13 protein-coding genes are annotated in these 18807 nt (G+C 43.9%); 7 read left to right on the top strand and 6 right to left on the bottom strand.

The genetic code is table 11. The annotated features are described in order from the left end of the window. Nucleotides 1–220: 220 nt before the first annotated feature. Complete coding sequence (trhP, locus tag A4G13_RS01735; protein ID WP_041639618.1) at nt 221–1612, top strand: prephenate-dependent tRNA uridine(34) hydroxylase TrhP; 1392 nt, start codon at nt 221–223, stop codon at nt 1610–1612. 267 nt (nt 1613–1879) lie between these two features. Beyond that, the gene (locus A4G13_RS01730; protein WP_090654728.1) at nt 1880–3043 is read left to right on the top strand and encodes an MFS transporter; all 1164 of its coding nucleotides are present in this window, start codon (nt 1880–1882) and stop codon (nt 3041–3043) included. Nucleotides 3044–3100: 57 nt separating this feature from the next. On the opposite strand, the gene A4G13_RS01725 is transcribed toward A4G13_RS01730, so the two are convergent. The 4 genes from A4G13_RS01725 to rng form a co-directional block, all read right to left on the bottom strand. Beyond that, nucleotides 3101–4519 (bottom strand): sucrose-specific PTS transporter subunit IIBC, encoded by a 1419-nt coding sequence (locus A4G13_RS01725; RefSeq protein WP_090654726.1) that lies wholly within the window; start codon nt 4517–4519, stop codon nt 3101–3103. Between the two features lie 303 nt (nt 4520–4822). Then, the gene (locus A4G13_RS01720) at nt 4823–6025 is read right to left on the bottom strand and encodes an aspartate aminotransferase family protein (RefSeq protein WP_090654724.1); all 1203 of its coding nucleotides are present in this window, start codon (nt 6023–6025) and stop codon (nt 4823–4825) included. Between the two features lie 133 nt (nt 6026–6158). Further along, the gene (tldD, locus tag A4G13_RS01715) at nt 6159–7607 is read right to left on the bottom strand and encodes a metalloprotease TldD (protein WP_090654722.1); all 1449 of its coding nucleotides are present in this window, start codon (nt 7605–7607) and stop codon (nt 6159–6161) included. 226 nt (nt 7608–7833) lie between these two features. After that, entirely contained in the window at nt 7834–9309 is a 1476-nt protein-coding gene (gene rng / locus A4G13_RS01710; RefSeq protein WP_090654720.1) for a ribonuclease G, read from the bottom strand. Nucleotides 9310–9518: 209 nt separating this feature from the next. On the opposite strand from rng, the gene putP reads away from it, so the two are divergent. Together putP and cmoB are read left to right on the top strand one after the other, a co-directional pair. Then, complete coding sequence (gene putP, locus A4G13_RS01705; protein ID WP_090654718.1) at nt 9519–11033, top strand: sodium/proline symporter PutP; 1515 nt, start codon at nt 9519–9521, stop codon at nt 11031–11033. A gap of 3 nt (nt 11034–11036) precedes the next feature. Then, the gene (cmoB, locus tag A4G13_RS01700; RefSeq protein WP_090654716.1) at nt 11037–12002 is read left to right on the top strand and encodes a tRNA 5-methoxyuridine(34)/uridine 5-oxyacetic acid(34) synthase CmoB; all 966 of its coding nucleotides are present in this window, start codon (nt 11037–11039) and stop codon (nt 12000–12002) included. Between the two features lie 35 nt (nt 12003–12037). On the opposite strand, the gene birA is transcribed toward cmoB, so the two are convergent. Next, entirely contained in the window at nt 12038–12979 is a 942-nt protein-coding gene (gene birA / locus A4G13_RS01695; RefSeq protein WP_090654714.1) for a bifunctional biotin--[acetyl-CoA-carboxylase] ligase/biotin operon repressor BirA, read from the bottom strand. Between the two features lie 155 nt (nt 12980–13134). Here birA and guaB point away from each other — a divergent pair, with 155 nt between their 5' ends. From guaB to guaA, 3 genes are all read left to right on the top strand, one after another. Further along, on the top strand, nt 13135–14598 hold the full coding sequence (gene guaB, locus A4G13_RS01690) for an IMP dehydrogenase (RefSeq protein WP_090654712.1): 1464 nt from the start codon (nt 13135–13137) through the stop codon (nt 14596–14598). Nucleotides 14599–14708: 110 nt separating this feature from the next. Further along, nucleotides 14709–15035: a hypothetical protein gene (locus A4G13_RS01685; RefSeq protein WP_011199952.1), complete on the top strand. Its 327-nt coding sequence runs from the start codon at nt 14709–14711 to the stop codon at nt 15033–15035. Nucleotides 15036–15056: 21 nt separating this feature from the next. Next, the gene (guaA, locus tag A4G13_RS01680; protein WP_090654710.1) at nt 15057–16628 is read left to right on the top strand and encodes a glutamine-hydrolyzing GMP synthase; all 1572 of its coding nucleotides are present in this window, start codon (nt 15057–15059) and stop codon (nt 16626–16628) included. Nucleotides 16629–16871: 243 nt separating this feature from the next. On the opposite strand, the gene A4G13_RS01675 is transcribed toward guaA, so the two are convergent. Next, entirely contained in the window at nt 16872–18533 is a 1662-nt protein-coding gene (locus A4G13_RS01675; protein ID WP_090654708.1) for a phospho-sugar mutase, read from the bottom strand. Between the last annotated feature and the right edge of the window lie 274 nt (nt 18534–18807).

Below are 18807 nucleotides of genomic sequence, written 5' to 3'. Positions count from 1 at the left end.
GCCGATTCTGTTAACTGCAATGTATGTAGATTATTTATCTTTTTAATATGTGTCAATTTTAAAAAATTCAATTTGAATATGAATTTAATTAATAATAGAACAATAAATTAAGATATTTTCCTTCGTTTCTTTACAATTCGGTAAATCTCCATAAAATACACAGTCCTACGGTTCGCCCCGGCGAATCACTGATTTGAACTCAGACCTTAAAGAGAAACTTATGACTACTCCATTTAAACCGGAATTATTATCCCCTGCCGGCACGCTGAAAAATATGCGTTATGCCTTTGCTTACGGCGCCGATGCCATTTATGCCGGGCAACCGCGCTACAGTTTACGCGTACGTAACAACGAATTTAATCACGAAACCTTAAAGCAAGCCATTGATGAAGCTCATAGCCTGGGCAAAAAATTCTATGTAGTGGTTAACATTGCGCCGCACAATTCAAAACTAAAAACCTTTATCAAAGATATTCAAGCCATTGTGGACATGAACCCCGATGCGCTGATTATGTCGGATCCGGGTCTTATCATGATGGTACGGGAAAACTTCCCGGATATGGACATTCACTTGTCCGTACAAGCCAATGCGGTAAACTGGGCGACGGTAAAATTCTGGAAACAAATGGGGCTTACCCGCGTAATTCTATCCCGCGAACTTTCCATTGAAGAAATCGCCGAAATCCGCCGACAAGTGCCGGATATCGAACTGGAAATTTTCGTTCACGGCGCATTATGCATGGCATATTCCGGCCGTTGTCTGCTTTCGGGCTATATAAATAAACGAGATCCGAATCAGGGTACTTGCACTAATGCCTGTCGTTGGGAATATAAAATAGAAGAAGGCACCACGGACGATGTGGGCAATATCGTACCGAAAGACAACGTTCAAAAATACGAACCTGAAATTGTGGTTAAAAACGTATCGCCTACCTTAGGGGAAGGCGCAACCACAGATAAAGTGTTCCTTTATACCGAGCCTAACCGCCCTGATGAACAAATGACGGCGTTTGAAGACGAGCACGGTACTTACTTCATGAACTCCAAAGATCTTCGTGCCGTACAACATGTAGAAAAACTCACTCAACTAGGCGTGCATTCGTTAAAAATCGAAGGTCGCACAAAATCCTTCTATTATTGCGCGCGTACCGCTCAGGTTTATCGTAAAGCCATTGATGACGCGGCGGCGGGCAAACCTTTTGACACCAGTTTGCTAGATACATTGGAAAGCCTGGCACACCGCGGTTACACGGAAGGTTTTTTACGTCGTCATACTCATGATGAATATCAAAACTATGAATACGGTTACAGTATTTCCGAACGTCAGCAGTTTGTGGGTGAATTTACCGGTAAACGTAATGCACAAGGCATGGCGGAAGTGGCGGTAAAAAATAAATTTCTGCTAGGCGACGAAGTGGAAATGATGACACCGAAAGGTAACATCGTATTTAAAATCAATCGTATGCTGAACCGCAAAAATGAAGAAGTGGAAGCGGGGCTTGGCGACGGACATTTTGTGTTCTTAGATGTACCGGCCGATATCGAACTGGATTATGCGTTGTTAATGCGTAATTTAACCGGCGGCAATACGCGCAATCCTCACCAAAAGTAAATGTTAAAAATATGTTGTAAAAGTTAAAATTCCGCATACATAATACAAACATACTTTAAAAATATAACTCCAAATGTATTTTGCCCTTTCATGATGAAAGGGCTTTTTTCTACCCGCCAAAAAAACGCAAATTTTCACCGCACTTTTAATTGCCCGATACCCGTCTTTTGATCTTAAGTAATAAAACGCAAAATAATTCGTTTTATTAAAATACACCGGAAACTTCGGGATTATAATAGAACTTATTTATCTTTTAACGAACTTATTATGCAAAACAAATTCGCTGTTTATCTTGCGGCAATCGGGCATCTCGTCACCGATATGGCGCAAGGAGCGCTCCCCGCCCTGCTTCCGCTTTTTATAAAAAATTACGGATTGACCTATCAGGAAGCCGGCGGATTAATTTTCGCCAACACGGTTCTCGCCTCAATTGCTCAACCGTTTTTCGGCTATTTGGCGGATAAACGTTCTATGCCTTGGTTAATTCCTTTGGGAATGATGCTGTCAGGCTGCTGTATCGCCGCTATGGGCTTTGTCCATTCCTACCCGGGTTTATTCTTTTTTGCCATGATTGCCGGCATAGGTTCCGCTCTGTTTCACCCGGAAGGAGCGAGACTGGTTAACCGGATGTCCGGCGGAAAAAAAGGCAAAGCTATGGGAATTTTTGCCGTCGGCGGAAATGCCGGTTTTGCTATAGGACCGATGTTCGCGGGGCTCGCCTATTTATTCGGTGCGCAAACCTTAAGTATTTTTGCCCTGATTAACACGATCATCGCGCTCATTATTTTCTTACAGTTGCCAAAATTAACAGTCGAAAATGTGGTTAATAAAGCAAAAAACACCGCTTCTACCACATTACAAAACGATTGGCGCAGTTTTGCCAAATTGTCGGTGATTATTTTTGTCCGCGCCACCAATTTCACAGTACTTAACGCTTTTATTCCTATCTATTGGATTCATATACTTCATCAACAAGAAACCGACGCTAACTTTACGCTCACGATATTTTTATCAATGGGGGTCGCCATTACCTTTATCGGCGGGTTGCTTTCCGATCGCTTGGGTTATGTCAGAATTATCCGCTACGCTTATTTGATTTTTTTACCCACTATTTTAATTTTTACTCAAAGCGAAAACTTATGGCTCTCATTTATTTTTCTAATTCCGTTGGGATTGGGCGTTTTTACTCAATATAGTCCTATTGTCGTGCTTGGTCAGACTTATCTTGCCAAAAGCGTCGGCTTTGCGGCTGGCATTACCCTTGGGCTGGGAATCACTATGGGCGGGATATTTTCACCAATTGTGGGCTGGATTGCAGATCATTACGGTCTGCAAATCGCCTTGCAGACCTTATCCGTTTTAAGCCTGTTGGGATTAATATTTTCCTACCGGTTAAAAATAACCGATACGGAAAAACCGGAGAAAAAATAGCAAAAAAAGACCGAACTTTGAGTTAAAAGTGCGGTCTTTTTTGACTGATTTTTTAAACTATTCTTTTACGTTAGCTCTTGCGCCCAGCACTAATGCCGCAGCGAAAGCCACACAAAACGAAATTACCATCCCCACGGAATACATTCCCCAGTCGCCGGCACGAATTGATGCGATACCGATTAAGCCCGCCGCGCCAAGCGCAGTGGCTTTAACATTGAAGAACGCGATAAACGCCGCGGCGGAACCGGCACCTAACATAGCCGCATAGAACGGATAACGGAAGCGCAAATTCACCCCGAACATGGCAGGTTCGGTAATCCCTAATAATGCGGAAATACCGGAAGGCAACGCCAGACCTCGGGTTTTGGCATCTTTATTTAACACGGCAACGGCTAAACAAGCGGCACCCTGCGCAATATTCGACATGGCGGCAATCGGGAAGATAAAAGTTGCCGCAGTGCTTGCCAGCAATTGCGTTTCAATGGCGATAAAGGTTTGGTGCATACCGGTAATCACGATAGGTGCGTATAATGCGCCGAACACGCCGCCGCCGATAAAACCTAAAGTATCATATAACCAGGTTAAACCCTGACTTAAAAATTCCCCCGCTTCACGACCGAAAGGTCCGATTACGGTGAAAGCCAAAAAACCGGTGATAAATAATGAAAATAACGGCGTGACTAAATTATTTAATACGGAAGGCACTACTTTCACTAAGAATTTTTCTAAAGTCGCCAATACCCAGGCGGCAATTAAAACGGGAATAACCGTGCCTTGATAGCCGACTTTTTCAATCTCTAGCCCGAAAATATTCCATAATTGAAGATTGCCGCCGGCTAACGCTTCCGCATAACCGTAAGCATTGGTTAAAGCGGGGTGAACGAGCAACATACCTAATGTCGCTCCTAAGAACGGATTGCCACCGAATTTTCTGGTTGCCGAAAAACCTAACAATACGGGCAGAAACACAAAAGGCGCGTTAGCAAAGGTATTAATTAAATCCGCTAAATCTTTGTATTGCGGATAAAGGTCGAGTAATGTCTTCCCTTCTTCGAATAAATCTTTTGCGGTAAAGACATTATTAATCCCCATTAACAAACCGCCGGCGACAATAGCCGGAATAATGGGAACGAAAATATCAGCCAGACCTTTAATTAATCGTTGAATCAAACCTTGCTGCGGCCCTTTCGCCTGTTGACTTTCCCCGGTGGAATCCGCCGACGGCGAACCGTTCATAATGGTATTCATTTCGGCGTAAACTTTATTCACCGTACCTGAACCGAAAATAATTTGGTATTGACCGGAGGTTGAAAACTGCCCTTTTACGCCCTCGATATCTTCAATGGCCTGTTTGTCGATTTTACTTTCGTCATTCATTGTCAAGCGCAAACGCGTTGCACAATGCGCAAGATTAGCGATATTTTCTTTTCCGCCAAGTTTTTCGATAACCTGTTGGGCAATTTTAGGGTAGTTCATAGCGACTCCTCGTTTATAAATTAAGCAAAAATTTTCGCCAATTCTAGCTAAAACGAGCAAGCAACACTAGAAAAATATAAAAATTAGGTAAATTTCCTAGATTTAGATCAAATTCAAAAGAAACGGAAGTTTAAAAAGAAAAGAGCCAGAGCAAAAATACTCTGGCTAAAAGGGTTTTATGAATAAAATATTTAAAGTTTAGCTCTATCAAAGTCACTCTTAGATAAAACGTCAAGAAGTGTAAAGTTATTTACTGTTTATGTCAATATTGAATTTTTAAATAATTCGCTTTTCTTCACAATTTTAAGCAAATTTTTGCAGAGCCTGATCTAAACGTTTAAATCCTTCCGCCACTTCCTGTTGACTAATATTTAATGCCGGCGCAAAACGTAGCACATTCGGCCCAGCGACTAAAATCATAAGTTGATTATCCGCACAGGCTTTGACAAACTCTGAGGCTTTGCCCTGATATTTTTCAATTAATTCCGCCCCGATTAATAATCCTTGACCGCGAACTTCGTTAAATAAGTGATATTTCTCATTAAGTTTGTTTAATTCGCTGATAAAAAGTGCAGATGTTTTTTGCACATTTTCAAGAAACGCCGGATTTGCAATCGTCTCAATCACTTTCGCCCCGACCGCACAGGCTAACGGATTACCGCCGAATGTGGTGCCGTGCACGCCCGGTTTGAAACTGGCGGCAATTTTTGTGGTGGTTAACATTGCGCTAATCGGAAAACCGTTAGCAAGGGCTTTTGACGAGGTCAGAATATCCGGCACTACATCATAGCTTTCATATGCGTATAAATAACCGGTACGCCCTACCCCCGTTTGTACTTCGTCAAAAATCAACAGAGCGTTATTTTCGTCGCAAAGTCGACGTAAACCCTGTAAAAATTCTTTGGTGGCCGGAATAATACCGCTTTCTCCCTGAATCGGCTCAACGATTACCGCACAGGTGTGATCATCAATCATCGCTTTAACAGCATCAAGATCATTAAACGGTAAATGCACGATTCCGGCAGGTTTCGGGCCGAATCCGTCCGAATATTTCGCCTGACCGCCGACGCTGACGGTAAATAAGGTACGTCCGTGGAAACTTTTTTTGAATGAAATAATGGTATCTTTTTGATAGCCGTAATTATCCACCGCATAACGACGCGCCAATTTAAGCGCCGCCTCATTGGCTTCACCGCCGGAATTGGCAAACATCACACGTTCGGCAAAGGTATGTTCAACCAATTTGGAGGCAAGTTCCAGAGTCGGTTCACTGGTGAACCAGTTGCTTGAATGCCATAGAGTTTCGCCTTGTTTTTTCAGCACATCGACGATTTCGTCAGGACAATGTCCCAATGCATTTACGGCAATTCCGCTGGTAAAATCAATATAATCTCGCCCTTGCTGATCCCAAACTTTGCAACCTTTGCCTTTCACAGGAATAAAATCCGCAGGTACGTAGTTTTGGATCATCACTTCATCGAATGTTTTGCGAGTATATTGGCTCATAGTTTTATCCTTTTCTTTCTTATGTTGTGTTAAATTGGATTTAGCATAGAACTTATTGAATAATTAGTCAAATATAATGAATATAAATTCACATAAAAAAGACCGCACTTTTATGTACGGTCTTCGTTATTGTTTAATTTGTACCGCCAACGGTGATTTTTTCGATTTTTAATGCGGGTTGTCCCACGCCGACCGGCACACTTTGTCCCTCTTTACCGCACACGCCGATACCATGGTCGATTTCCATATTATCCGCCACCATTGAAACCTGCTGCATCACTTCAATACCGCTGCCGATTAAAGTAGCGCCTTTTACCGGACGAGTGATTTTCCCCTTTTCAATAAGGTAGGCTTCTGTGGTGGAGAAAGTGAATTTTCCGGAAGTAATATCCACTTGCCCGCCGCCGAAATGCGAGGCAAAGATACCTCTATCAATTGAACCGATCAAATCCTCAAACTTGCTGTCGCCAGACAACATATAAGTATTGGTCATGCGGGGCATCGGCAAATTCGCATAAGATTCGCGGCGCCCGTTTCCGGTCGGCACGACCCCCATCAGGCGGGCATTCATTTTATCCTGCATATAACCTTTTAAAATACCGTTTTCAATCAATACGTTGCGCTGACTTGGCGTACCTTCGTCATCAATGGTAAGTGATCCGCGGCGGTTCTCTAACGTGCCGTCATCTACAATCGTACAAAGCGGCGAAGTAACTAATTCGCCGATTTTGCCCGAAAACAGCGAGCTTTCTTTGCGGTTAAAATCCCCTTCCAGACCGTGCCCCACGGCTTCATGCAATAATACGCCGGGCCAGCCCGCACCTAATACTACGGGCATTAACCCCGCCGGTGCCGGAATCGCTTCTAAATTCACCAGCGCTTGACGCACTGCTTCCTTGGTAAAGGATACGGCTCTAACTTCGCCTTCGAAAGACTCCAGAAACCAATTCAAGCCAAAACGCCCGCCCGCACCGGCACTTCCGCGCTCGCGCTTACCCTCTTTTTCCACCAGTACGGAAACGGATAAACGTACTAAAGGACGAATATCGGCGGCTAATGTGCCGTCCGTTGCCGCTACCAGCACTTCTTCATATATGGAACTTAAACTTGCCGAAACCCGGCTTACATAAGGGCTCATACCGCGCGCCGTTTTATCCACCAAATACAGTAATTCGATTTTCTGTTCTTTCGTTAAGGTATCTAACGGATTAACCGCGGCATAACGTAAAATCGGATTGACCCGATTAAATCCCGTCGGAGTGATAATCCGCCCTTGTTCTGCCGGCGCAATACCTTTCACCGCATTGGCGCATTGCTGCAGGCTTGTCAAATTGATTTGATCGGAATAGGCAAAACCCGTTTTCTCACCGCTAATAGCTCGCACGCCGACCCCGCGATCAATATGAAAACCGCCCTCTTTAATAATGCCGTCTTCCAGCACCCAGCTTTCGTCTTGACTGAGCTGAAAATAAAGATCGGAATAATCTAAATGGCGATGAGCAAGTTGATCAAAAATATTGGGAAGATCTTTTACGGATAAATTACTTGGCGTAAGCAGACTTTCTACAACTTTATTTAACATTTTGTTCCTAAAATGAATTGGCTGAAGTGAAAAACTTGTTAATAGGGCCTGCTATTCACCCATTTTACGCCTTACCTGTGGCTATTTTAGATAACAACGCAACCGGTTATAAAACATAAACAGATCCTAACGGCGGCTATTATATATAAAAGTGCGGTCGATTTCTTCAAAGTTTTAAAACTTCGGAAAAATTGACCGCACTTTTTACGGATAACTATATGACGACTTACATAACAACGACGTCAAACTGATCCTGATTATAATATACTTCTGTCTTCACCTGTACCTGTTTGCCGATAAAAACCTCAAGTTCAGCGATTAAGCCGTGGCTTTCTTCGTTGATCAGATATTCGGATACCGCTCTGGAGGCGTAAACCACAAATTGTTCGCTTGAGAATAAATGATGAACGCGAATGATTTCACGCATAATTTCATAACACACGGTTTCCACGGTTTTCACATGACCCCGTCCCTGGCAGGCGGGGCATTCGCCGCATAAAACGTGTTCCAGACTTTCCCGGGTACGTTTACGGGTCATCTCCACCAAGCCGAGCTGGGTAAAGCCGTTCACATTGGTTTTTACGCGATCTTTAGAAAGCGCTTCTTCCAAAGACTGAATAACCCGGTTACGGTGTTCGTCGGTTTGCATATCAATAAAATCAATAATGATAATACCGCCGAGATTACGCAATTGAAGTTGTTGGGCAATGGCTTGCGTCGCTTCAATATTGGTATTGAAGATGGTTTCTTCCAGATTGCGATGGCCGACGAAAGCACCGGTATTAATATCAATAGTGGTCATGGCTTCGGTTTGTTCGATAATCAGATAACCGCCGGATTTTAAATTCACGCGCTTATCCAATGCGATTTGAATTGCCGTTTCCACCCCGTACACATCAAATAACGGCTGATTGCCCGAATACAGCACCAGTTTATCCACCAGTTCGGGCATAAATTCTTCGCAAAATTCATTCACTTCGGTGAAACATAATTTTGAGTCGATACGGATTTTTTCGATGCCGGCGCCGACAAAATCGCGCAACACGCGCAACGCCAAAGCAAGTTCGCCGTAAAGCATGGAACGGGTCGGATATTTTGCTTTGCGTTCCATTACTTTTCGCCATAAACGTTTAAGAAAATCCGCATCCTGTTTTAATTCGTCTTCTGTGGCGCCTTCTGCGGCGGTGCGGATAATAAAGCCGCCCAATTCGTCGCAATAAGGCTCTACCAAGGCTTTTAATCTTGCCCGTTCGTCTTCGCTTTCAATACGCTGGGAAACGCCCACATGGCTGTTTTCCGGCATAAATACCAAATAGCGGGAAGGCAGCGTAATATCCGTGGTCAGGCGCGCGCCTTTGGTTCCCAAAGGATCTTTCACCACCTGCACTACGATATCCTGCCCTTCTCGCACTAATTCGGCGATATCTTTCACGATAAATTGTTTCTGTTCGTTTTCATCCACGCATTCGGTGTGAGAAACAATGTCGGAGGCGTGTAAAAAAGCGGCCTTTTCCAAACCGATATCCACAAATGCCGACTGCATACCGGGCAGAACGCGGGTCACACGGCCTTTATATATGTTACCGACTATCCCTCGTTTCGCCTGACGTTCGATATGGACTTCCTTCAAAATCCCCGTATCCACCAACGCAATCCTGGTTTCATTCGGCGTTACGTTCACCAATAATTCAACAGAATTCATAAAAAATACCTAAAACTTAACAAAATTGAACATAGTCTAGCGAAAAGGACAATGGAATAACAGAGCTAATTATTGTAAAATGTGAGCTTTCTCAAATTTTGCCAAAATAAACACAGGCTTGTGCGGGTTTTAAATTATTGTTAATCGTATTTAAGTTTTTACCGTTAACAAACTTAATTTGAAATTACGATTAATCATGGAGATTCATAATGTTTGGATTAGATCCAACACTCATTACATTTACGATTTATATTTTAGGTATGCTCGCCATCGGCGTACTTGCTTATTATTATACCAATAATATTTCGGACTATATTCTCGGCGGGCGCCGTTTAGGCAGTTTTGTGACCGCCATGTCTGCGGGCGCATCCGATATGTCCGGCTGGCTTTTAATGGGCTTGCCCGGCGCGGTTTATGTTTCCGGCTTAATCGAAGGCTGGATTGCCATCGGTTTAACTATCGGCGCCTATTTAAACTGGTTGTTTGTCGCCGGTCGTCTGCGCGTTCATACGGAATTTAACAATAATGCGCTGACCTTGCCCGAATATTTTCATAGCCGTTTCGGTACCTCGCACAATTTGTTAAAGATTATTTCCGCCTCAATTATTTTAGTATTTTTTACTATTTATTGTTCGTCAGGCGTGGTTGCCGGCGCTAAATTATTCCAGAATTTATTTGATATCCCTTACGCTACCGCACTTTGGTACGGCGCTTTAGCGACTATCGCCTATACCTTTATCGGCGGATTTTTAGCGGTAAGCTGGACAGATACCATTCAAGCCACATTAATGCTGTTTGCCTTGATCTTAACCCCTGTTGTGATCGTGGTTTCTCTAGGCGGAATAGACGGCTTTTCAGCAGCAATGCAAAGTGCGGAAATAAATATGCAAAAAGACTTTACCGATTTATTCACCGGCACCTCAACATTAGGTTTATTCAGCCTTGCGGCATGGGGTTTGGGTTATTTCGGTCAACCGCACATTCTCGCCCGTTTTATGGCGGCTTATTCGGCAAAATCCTTACACAAAGCCCGCCGTATTAGTATCACCTGGATGATTATCTGCTTAATCGGCGCAATCAGTATCGGTTTTTTCGGTATTGCCTTCTTCCATGCCAATCCGCAAATCGCCGAGGTGGTCACCAAAGAACCCGAGCAGGTATTTATCGAATTAGCGAAACTGCTCTTTAACCCTTGGGTTGCGGGTATTCTGCTTTCCGCTATTTTAGCCGCCGTCATGAGTACTTTAAGCTGTCAGTTATTGCTCGCCTCCAGTGCAATTACCGAAGACTTCTACAAAGGTTTTATTCGCCCGAAAGCAGGCGAGAAAGAACTGGTTTGGTTGGGGCGCATAATGGTATTGATTATTGCCGCGCTCGCCATTTGGATTGCCCAGGATGAAAACAATAAAGTATTAAAATTAGTAGAATTTGCCTGGGCGGGCTTCGGCAGCTCTTTCGGGCCTGTGGTATTGTTCTCCTTATTCTGGAAACGCATGACCTCATCAGGTGCAATTGCAGGTATGCTGACCGGCGCAATCGTAGTATTTAGCTGGAAATCGGTAATTCCTGCGACATCCGAATGGGCGGGAGTTTATGAAATGATTCCCGCATTCTCGTTAGCCTCATTAATGATTATCCTGGTTTCATTGCTTTCACCGGCGCCAAACAAAGAAATTGTCGAAACCTTTGAAAAAGCAAACCTTGCTTACAAAAATGCGGAATAAACCATGATTGATTTTCGTCCGTTTTATCAACAAATAGCCGTGAGCGAACTTTCCTCATGGCTGGAAACCCTGCCGTCGCAACTTGCCCAATGGCAAAAACAAACTCACGGCGAATACGCCAAATGGGCAAAAATCGTGGATTTTTTACCGCACTTGGAAACCGCGCGTATCGATTTAAAAACTGCGGTCAAATCCGAGCCGGTTTCTCCGCTTTCGCAAGGCGAACAACAACGTATTATCTATCACCTCAAGCAGCTTATGCCGTGGCGTAAGGGGCCTTATCATTTACACGGCATTCATGTGGATTGCGAATGGCGTTCCGATTTTAAATGGGATCGCGTACTTCCCCATTTAGCGCCGTTGCAGGATCGCCTTATTTTAGATGTAGGCTGTGGCAGCGGGTATCATATGTGGCGCATGGTTGGTGAAGGCGCCAAAATGGTGGTGGGTATCGATCCTACGGAATTATTTCTTTGCCAGTTTGAAGCGGTACGCAAACTGTTAAATAACGATCGCCGGGCAAATTTAATCCCGTTGGGTATTGAAGAAATGCAACCGCTGGGCGTATTTGACACGGTTTTTTCCATGGGCGTGCTCTATCATCGTAAATCGCCGCTGGATCACCTGAGCCAGTTAAAAAATCAATTGCGCAAAGGCGGAGAATTAGTGCTTGAAACGCTGGTGACGGATGGTGACGAACATCATGTCTTAGTGCCGGCGGAACGTTACGCCAAAATGAAAAACGTTTATTTTATTCCTTCCGTGCCTTGTTTAATTAATTGGCTGGAAAAATCCGGTTTCAGCAATGTGCGTTGCGTGGATGTGGAAGTCACCTCACTGGAAGAACAGCGTAAAACCGAATGGCTGGAAAATGAAAGCCTGATTGACTTTTTAGACCCGAATGATCACAGCAAAACCATTGAAGGCTATCCGGCACCTAAACGGGCGGTTATTTTAGCCAACAAATAATTCAAAAGGCTCCTATATTAAAAGGAGCCTTTACTTTATGCGGGCTTGCGCAAAGAAACTTCTCCCCCGTTAAATTTCAAAAGCTCGCCGTTTTTAGTTTTAATCAGAATATAACCATTTTCATCAATACCTTGGTTTATGCCCGTAATAGTTTGCTTTTCGGTAATAATGTTCACTTCTTTATTAAAATAATAATCCGTCTCCGCCCATTTCTCACGGAACACCGCATTAATCCCTTCCCGTTCAAAAGCGGCAAGATAAAGATAAAGATGCTTAACTACCCGAATCAGCAATTCGTTACGATCTAACTGAGGTAACATTTCGCAAAGTTCCGCCCAAGGCTGATCAATTTGAGCTTTCAGTTTTGGCAGCGAAAGATTAATGCCGATACCTATCACCAGATTTAATTGATCCTGTTGCCGGTTCGCGATCTCAATCAAAATACCGGCTAATTTTCGCCCGTTTAATAAAAGATCATTCGGCCATTTCAAATTTATCTCTTTTCCGCCCGCACTTTTTATGGCATCGGCAATCGCCATACCAATTACCAGGCTCAAACCGTCCAAAGGTTTACGGGCGTTCAACGTCCAATAAAAGCTCAAAATCAATTGCCCGGCAAAAGGCGAAAGCCATTGGCGACCGCGCCGCCCCCTGCCTGCGGTTTGATGCTCGGATAAACATAAATCGCCTTTTTTCAGTTCCGCTAAATGATTCAGAATATATTGATTAGTGGAATCAATGACCGGTTGAATTACAACCCGATGAGGAAATAAAGCTTTGCTCAGGCGGGCGCCGTCCAGTAAATCAAGCTGAGGTATTAATTGAAGGGTTTGCGGTGAGGCTTTAATTTGAATGCCCAAAGTTTGTAAGCGCTCCGTTTCATCAAGCAATTGCGCTTGGCTGAGCGATAAAAGTGCGGTCAATTTTTTAAAAGTTTTTGGCTGACCGTCGGCTAAAATCTCTAATAAGGACGACATAAATTTCCCCGAAAAAATGTAATTTGTCTTTTTATCATAAAGTTCAAAAAAGTAAAAATTTTTTTTAAAAAATCCATTCCCAAACGATTGCCAACCCTGTATAATCCGTCCGCAATATTTTTTAACATCCACATAAAACAAGAGAGAATATTGCTATGTTACGAATCAAACAAGAAGCATTAACTTTTGATGACGTTCTTCTAGTTCCTGCCCATTCCACAGTATTACCTAATACGGCCAATCTATCCACTCAATTAACAAAAGAAATCCGTTTGAACATCCCAATGCTGTCGGCGGCAATGGATACGGTAACTGAAACTAAATTAGCAATTTCTTTAGCCCAGGAAGGCGGCATCGGCTTTATTCACAAAAATATGTCTATCGAACGTCAGGCGGATCGAGTTCGCAAAGTGAAAAAATTTGAAAGCGGCGTGGTTTCCGAACCTGTGACGGTTTTTCCCGAATTATCCCTTGGCGAGCTGGCGCAATTAGTGAAGAAAAACGGCTTTGCCGGTTATCCCGTTATCGATCAGAATGATAATTTAGTCGGTATTATCACCGCTCGCGATACCCGTTTCGTTAAAGATTTAAATAAAACCGTTGCGGAAGTGATGACGCCGAAAGAAAAACTGGTTACCGTAAAAGAAGGCGCAAAACGTGAAGACATTATTGCCTTGATGCACAGCCATCGTGTAGAAAAAGTGCTGGTAGTTGACAATAACTTCAAACTAAAAGGCATGATCACAGTTAAAGATTTCCAAAAAGCGGAACAAAAACCAAACGCCTGTAAAGACGAATTAGGCCGCTTACGCGTGGGCGCTGCCGTCGGAGCAGGCCCGGGCAACGAGGAGCGTATTGATGCGCTGGTAAAAGCCGGTGTGGATGTGTTACTTATCGATTCTTCACACGGTCACTCCGAAGGCGTATTACAACGCGTTCGCGAAACCCGCGCGAAATATCCTAATCTGCCGATTGTCGCAGGCAATATCGCCACCGCGGAAGGCGCAATCGCGCTTGCCGATGCCGGCGCAAGCGCAGTGAAAGTGGGCATCGGCCCGGGTTCAATCTGTACAACCCGTATCGTAACAGGTGTGGGTGTACCGCAAATTACCGCTATTTCCGATGCCGCAGCAGCCTTAGAAGGCAGAGGCATTCCGGTTATTGCCGACGGCGGTATCCGTTTCTCCGGCGATATTGCAAAAGCCATCGCCGCCGGCGCCTCTTGCGTCATGGTAGGTTCCATGTTTGCCGGTACGGAAGAAGCGCCGGGCGAAATCGAACTTTATCAAGGCCGTTCATACAAATCATACCGCGGCATGGGTTCATTATCTGCAATGTCTAAAGGCTCTTCCGATCGTTATTTCCAATCCGATAACGCAGCGGACAAATTGGTACCTGAAGGTATCGAAGGACGCATCGCTTATAAGGGTTTATTAAAAGACATTATCCATCAGCAAATGGGCGGTTTGCGCTCATGTATGGGTTTAACCGGCTCCGCTACCATTGAAGATTTACGTACTAAATCTCAGTTTGTACGCATCAGCGGCGCGGGTATCAAAGAAAGCCACGTGCATGATGTGACTATTACCAAAGAAGCGCCGAACTATCGTTTGGCATAAGCGTTTAATTAACCCTAGGGTGGGCTTGCTAAGCCCACCTTTTCTAGTTTAAAGTGCGGTTGAAATTTACAAAGTTTTGTGAAATCTGATTGTCATAAAAGGAGTATGACATGAAAAAAGCAGGATTAACGTTAGCTTTATTATTAACTGGCTGTGGTATTTTAGGACCATCATATTCTGGTGAAACAACTGCGGGAGCGTTGCTGAAATCAGACACTGAACGCAACATTAATATATTTTTTAGAGCTATTCATCAATGCTCACCTGAAAAAATTCATACACAAATAAATAGCGCAAAACCAGCAACGCAAAATTCAGTTGAACAAGCCCAAGAAACTTGGACTGTAACAGGATGTGGAAAAACTGAAGTATTTAATATTCAATATGTAGGTGATGGTGTTGGCGGAACCTATATTCGTATGAGCAAAAAGAATTAATTAATCATCATTGGAAACAAAATGAACAACATTCACAACCATAAAATCCTAATCCTCGACTTCGGTTCCCAATATACCCAGCTGATCGCGCGTCGCGTGCGTGAAATCGGGGTTTACTGCGAACTTTGGGCGTGGGACGTAACGGAACAACAAATCCGTGAATTTAATCCGACCGGGATTATTCTTTCCGGCGGTCCGGAAAGCACCACGGAAGACAACAGCCCGCGTGCGCCGGAATATGTATTTAACGCAGGCGTGCCGGTATTAGGTATTTGCTACGGTATGCAAACTATGGCAATGCAGCTTGGCGGCTTAACCGAACCATCTAACCACCGCGAATTCGGCTATGCTTCCGTTTCTCTTGAAAATTCCACCGCACTTTTTGCTCAGCTGAATGATGATTTAAATTCCTCCCAGCCAAAACTGGATGTCTGGATGAGCCACGGCGATAAAGTAACCCGTTTGCCGGAAGGTTTTCAGCTGACCGGTACCACGTCGACTTGCCCAATCGCCGCCATGTCTGACGAAAGCCGTCATTTCTACGGCGTGCAGTTCCACCCTGAAGTTACCCACACCAAAAGCGGTTTGGCGTTATTAACCAACTTTGTGGTGAATATTTGCGGATGTACAACCAACTGGACGCCGGAAAATATCATTGAAGACGCGGTAGCTCGTATTAAAGCGCAAGTGGGCGACGATGAAGTGATTTTGGGTTTATCCGGCGGTGTGGATTCATCCGTTACTGCTCTACTCTTACACCGCGCTATCGGCAAAAATTTACACTGTGTGTTCGTAGATAACGGTTTGCTCCGCTTAAACGAAGGCGATCAAGTAATGGAAATGTTCGGCGATAAATTCGGCTTGAACATTATCCGCGTCAACGCCGAAGATCGTTTCTTAGACGCATTGAAAGGCATTGATGAGCCAGAAGCAAAACGCAAAATGATCGGTAAAGTATTTGTGGATGTATTCGACGAAGAATCCCACAAACAAACCAGCGTTAAATGGCTGGCACAAGGCACCATTTATCCGGATGTGATTGAATCCGCCGCCAGCAAAACCGGCAAAGCCCATGTGATTAAATCCCACCATAACGTAGGTGGTTTACCGGATTATATGAAGCTCGGCTTAGTGGAACCGCTTCGCGAATTATTCAAAGATGAAGTACGTAAAATCGGCTTGGCGTTAGGCTTGCCTGCCGAAATGCTCAACCGCCACCCGTTCCCGGGCCCGGGTTTAGGGGTGCGCGTATTGGGTGAAATCAAAAAAGAATACTGCGATTTACTGCGCAAAGCCGACGCCATCTTTATCGAAGAACTTTACAACTCAGGCTGGTACTATAAAGTCAGCCAGGCGTTCACCGTATTCCTGCCGGTGAAATCCGTCGGCGTAATGGGCGACGGGCGTAAATACGACTGGGTGGTATCGTTACGTGCGGTAGAAACCATCGATTTTATGACCGCACATTGGGCGCACTTGCCTTATGATCTATTAGGCAAAATCTCAAACCGTATCATCAACGAAGTGGACGGCATTTCCCGCGTGGTGTATGACGTCAGCGGAAAACCTCCTGCGACGATTGAGTGGGAGTAGTTAAAAAAGGAATCTAAAGCCTTATAAATAGCCGTTTTGCAAGTGTTATGCTTCTTACAAAATGCTTGCATATTTTAGAAATACATCACCTGAAGAATAATTCTTTAGGTGATTTTTTTGTATTTTAAAATGCTACGGGAGTTTCCCCATAGCATTTCTTTTTTATAGTAAATTATGGTACAGACCCATGGGAGCAACAGCGCTCCCCTATGTAATTTATTAATTGTTATTCCCGATCATCCGCTAACAATCCTGTTTGCCGTATTGTTCTCGGCGCAGTAATGCGCGGACGCTTTCGTCGAATTGGGCTAATACGTTATCGGCGTCGAGCGCGTCTTTACCTTTGGCATCCAGATAAAACTTGATTTTTGGTTCGGTTCCGGACGGACGAGTAATTAAACGGCTGCCGTTTTCTAAAGTAAACACTAAAATGTCGTTATTACGCTCTGTTTTTAAGTGGTCGATAAATTGCGTTACTTTGAATCCGCCGATTTCGCTTGGCGGGTTGTTACGAAGTGCGGTCATTAATTTGCTGATTTCCGTAAGATCGCTTACGCGAATTGAGATCTGTCCGCTTACATAAGCGCCGAATTCCCGATTGAATTCATTCATGTAATCTAAAATGGTTTTGCCTTGTTTTTTCAGATAAAGTACCAGATCTAAAAACGCAACGGCGGCGGAAATACCGTCTTTATCCCGAACCTTATCCGGGTCAACCAAATAGCCGATGGCTTCTTCAAAGCCAAATAATAAGCCTTTAACTTTACCGATATACTTGAACCCGGTTAAGGTTTCTTCCGATTGCAAGCCGTATTTTTTCGCGATTTCCGCCAGTGCCGGTGAAGAAACCAACGAGCAGGCCAGTACACCTTGTTTTCCTGCGGCATGATATTTTTTTGCTAAATGCCAGCCCAACAGGCAACCTAATACGTTGCCATGCAGGCTTTTCCAATTACCTTTGGCATCCGGAATCGCCACTGCCAAACGGTCGGCATCCGGGTCGTTGGCAATAATAAATTCGGCGTTTTGTTTTTTCGCTAATTTAACGGCTAAATCCAGTGCGCCTTTTTCTTCCGGATTAGGAAAACTCACAGTCGGGAAAGTACCGTCGGGATACACTTGTTCTTTCACCAAGTGCGGTTGGGAAAGCCCGGCTTTTTGCAATGTTTTGCTTAACACTTCATAACCGACACCATGCATTGCGGTGTAAACGTAATTGATGTCCGTTCTAGGCTCTTGTGCAATACTCGCCGTTTTTTCAATATAGGCATCCACCACTTGATCATCCAGCACAACATAATCTTGGCTGCGCGGTAAATTCTTAATATTGCCCGCCGCTACTTTATCAATTAATGCCGCAATATCTTTATCGGCGGGTGAAACAATCTGACCTCCGCCGTTTTCTTTACCTAAATAAACTTTATAACCGTTATCTTCCGGCGGGTTATGGCTTGCGGTGACCATTACACCGGCTGTGGCATCAAAATAATTAATCGCATAAGCCAATACGGGAGTCGGTAATTTGCGTGGCAATAAATAGGCTTTTATACCCGCACCCGACATAATTTCCGCCGTATCGCGGGCAAATATATCGGAGTTTTTACGTCCGTCGTAACCAATTACGATTGACGGCGCATTATGATCATATTGTTTGATATAATCGGCTAATCCGCCTGCCGCTTGCGCCACCAATACTCTGTTCATGCCCATTGAACCGGCTTGCAGGCGACCGCGCAAACCTGCCGTGCCAAACTGCAACCGTCCGTCAAAACGGGCGGTTAATTCTTTTAAAGCATTTTCGTCACCCGCTTTTGCATTATCAATTAATTGCGCTAATTCGGCTTTAGTTTCGAGATCCGGATCTTGTTCCAGCCAGTTTTGAGCAATAGTAAAAATAGTTGTCATAGTGCTTCTTTCCCTTTTAAACTGTTTATCAAAAATAATATTTGTCTAGCCTATCTGAAAATTACGTAAATTTAAATGGCTTCTTAACCTTTTATCACCTATTTTGTGATTTATCTCTCAGGCAAACGGTTGCCGTTATTTATATGAAATATAACGCATTTTATTTTAAACGATGAATTTAAAATTCATTAAAATTCTACCGCACTTTTTAATTTGTGAAATCCTGAGTAAAATGAGGTTTAATTTAAGTTAAAGAAAAGATAAGTTTATCAGT

The organism is Basfia succiniciproducens, from assembly GCF_011455875.1.
In the GTDB taxonomy this organism is placed as follows: Bacteria; Pseudomonadota; Gammaproteobacteria; order Enterobacterales; family Pasteurellaceae; genus Basfia; species Basfia succiniciproducens.
The sequence above is the reverse complement of the archived record's forward strand: the minus strand, read 5'-3'. Positions and strand labels throughout refer to the sequence as shown.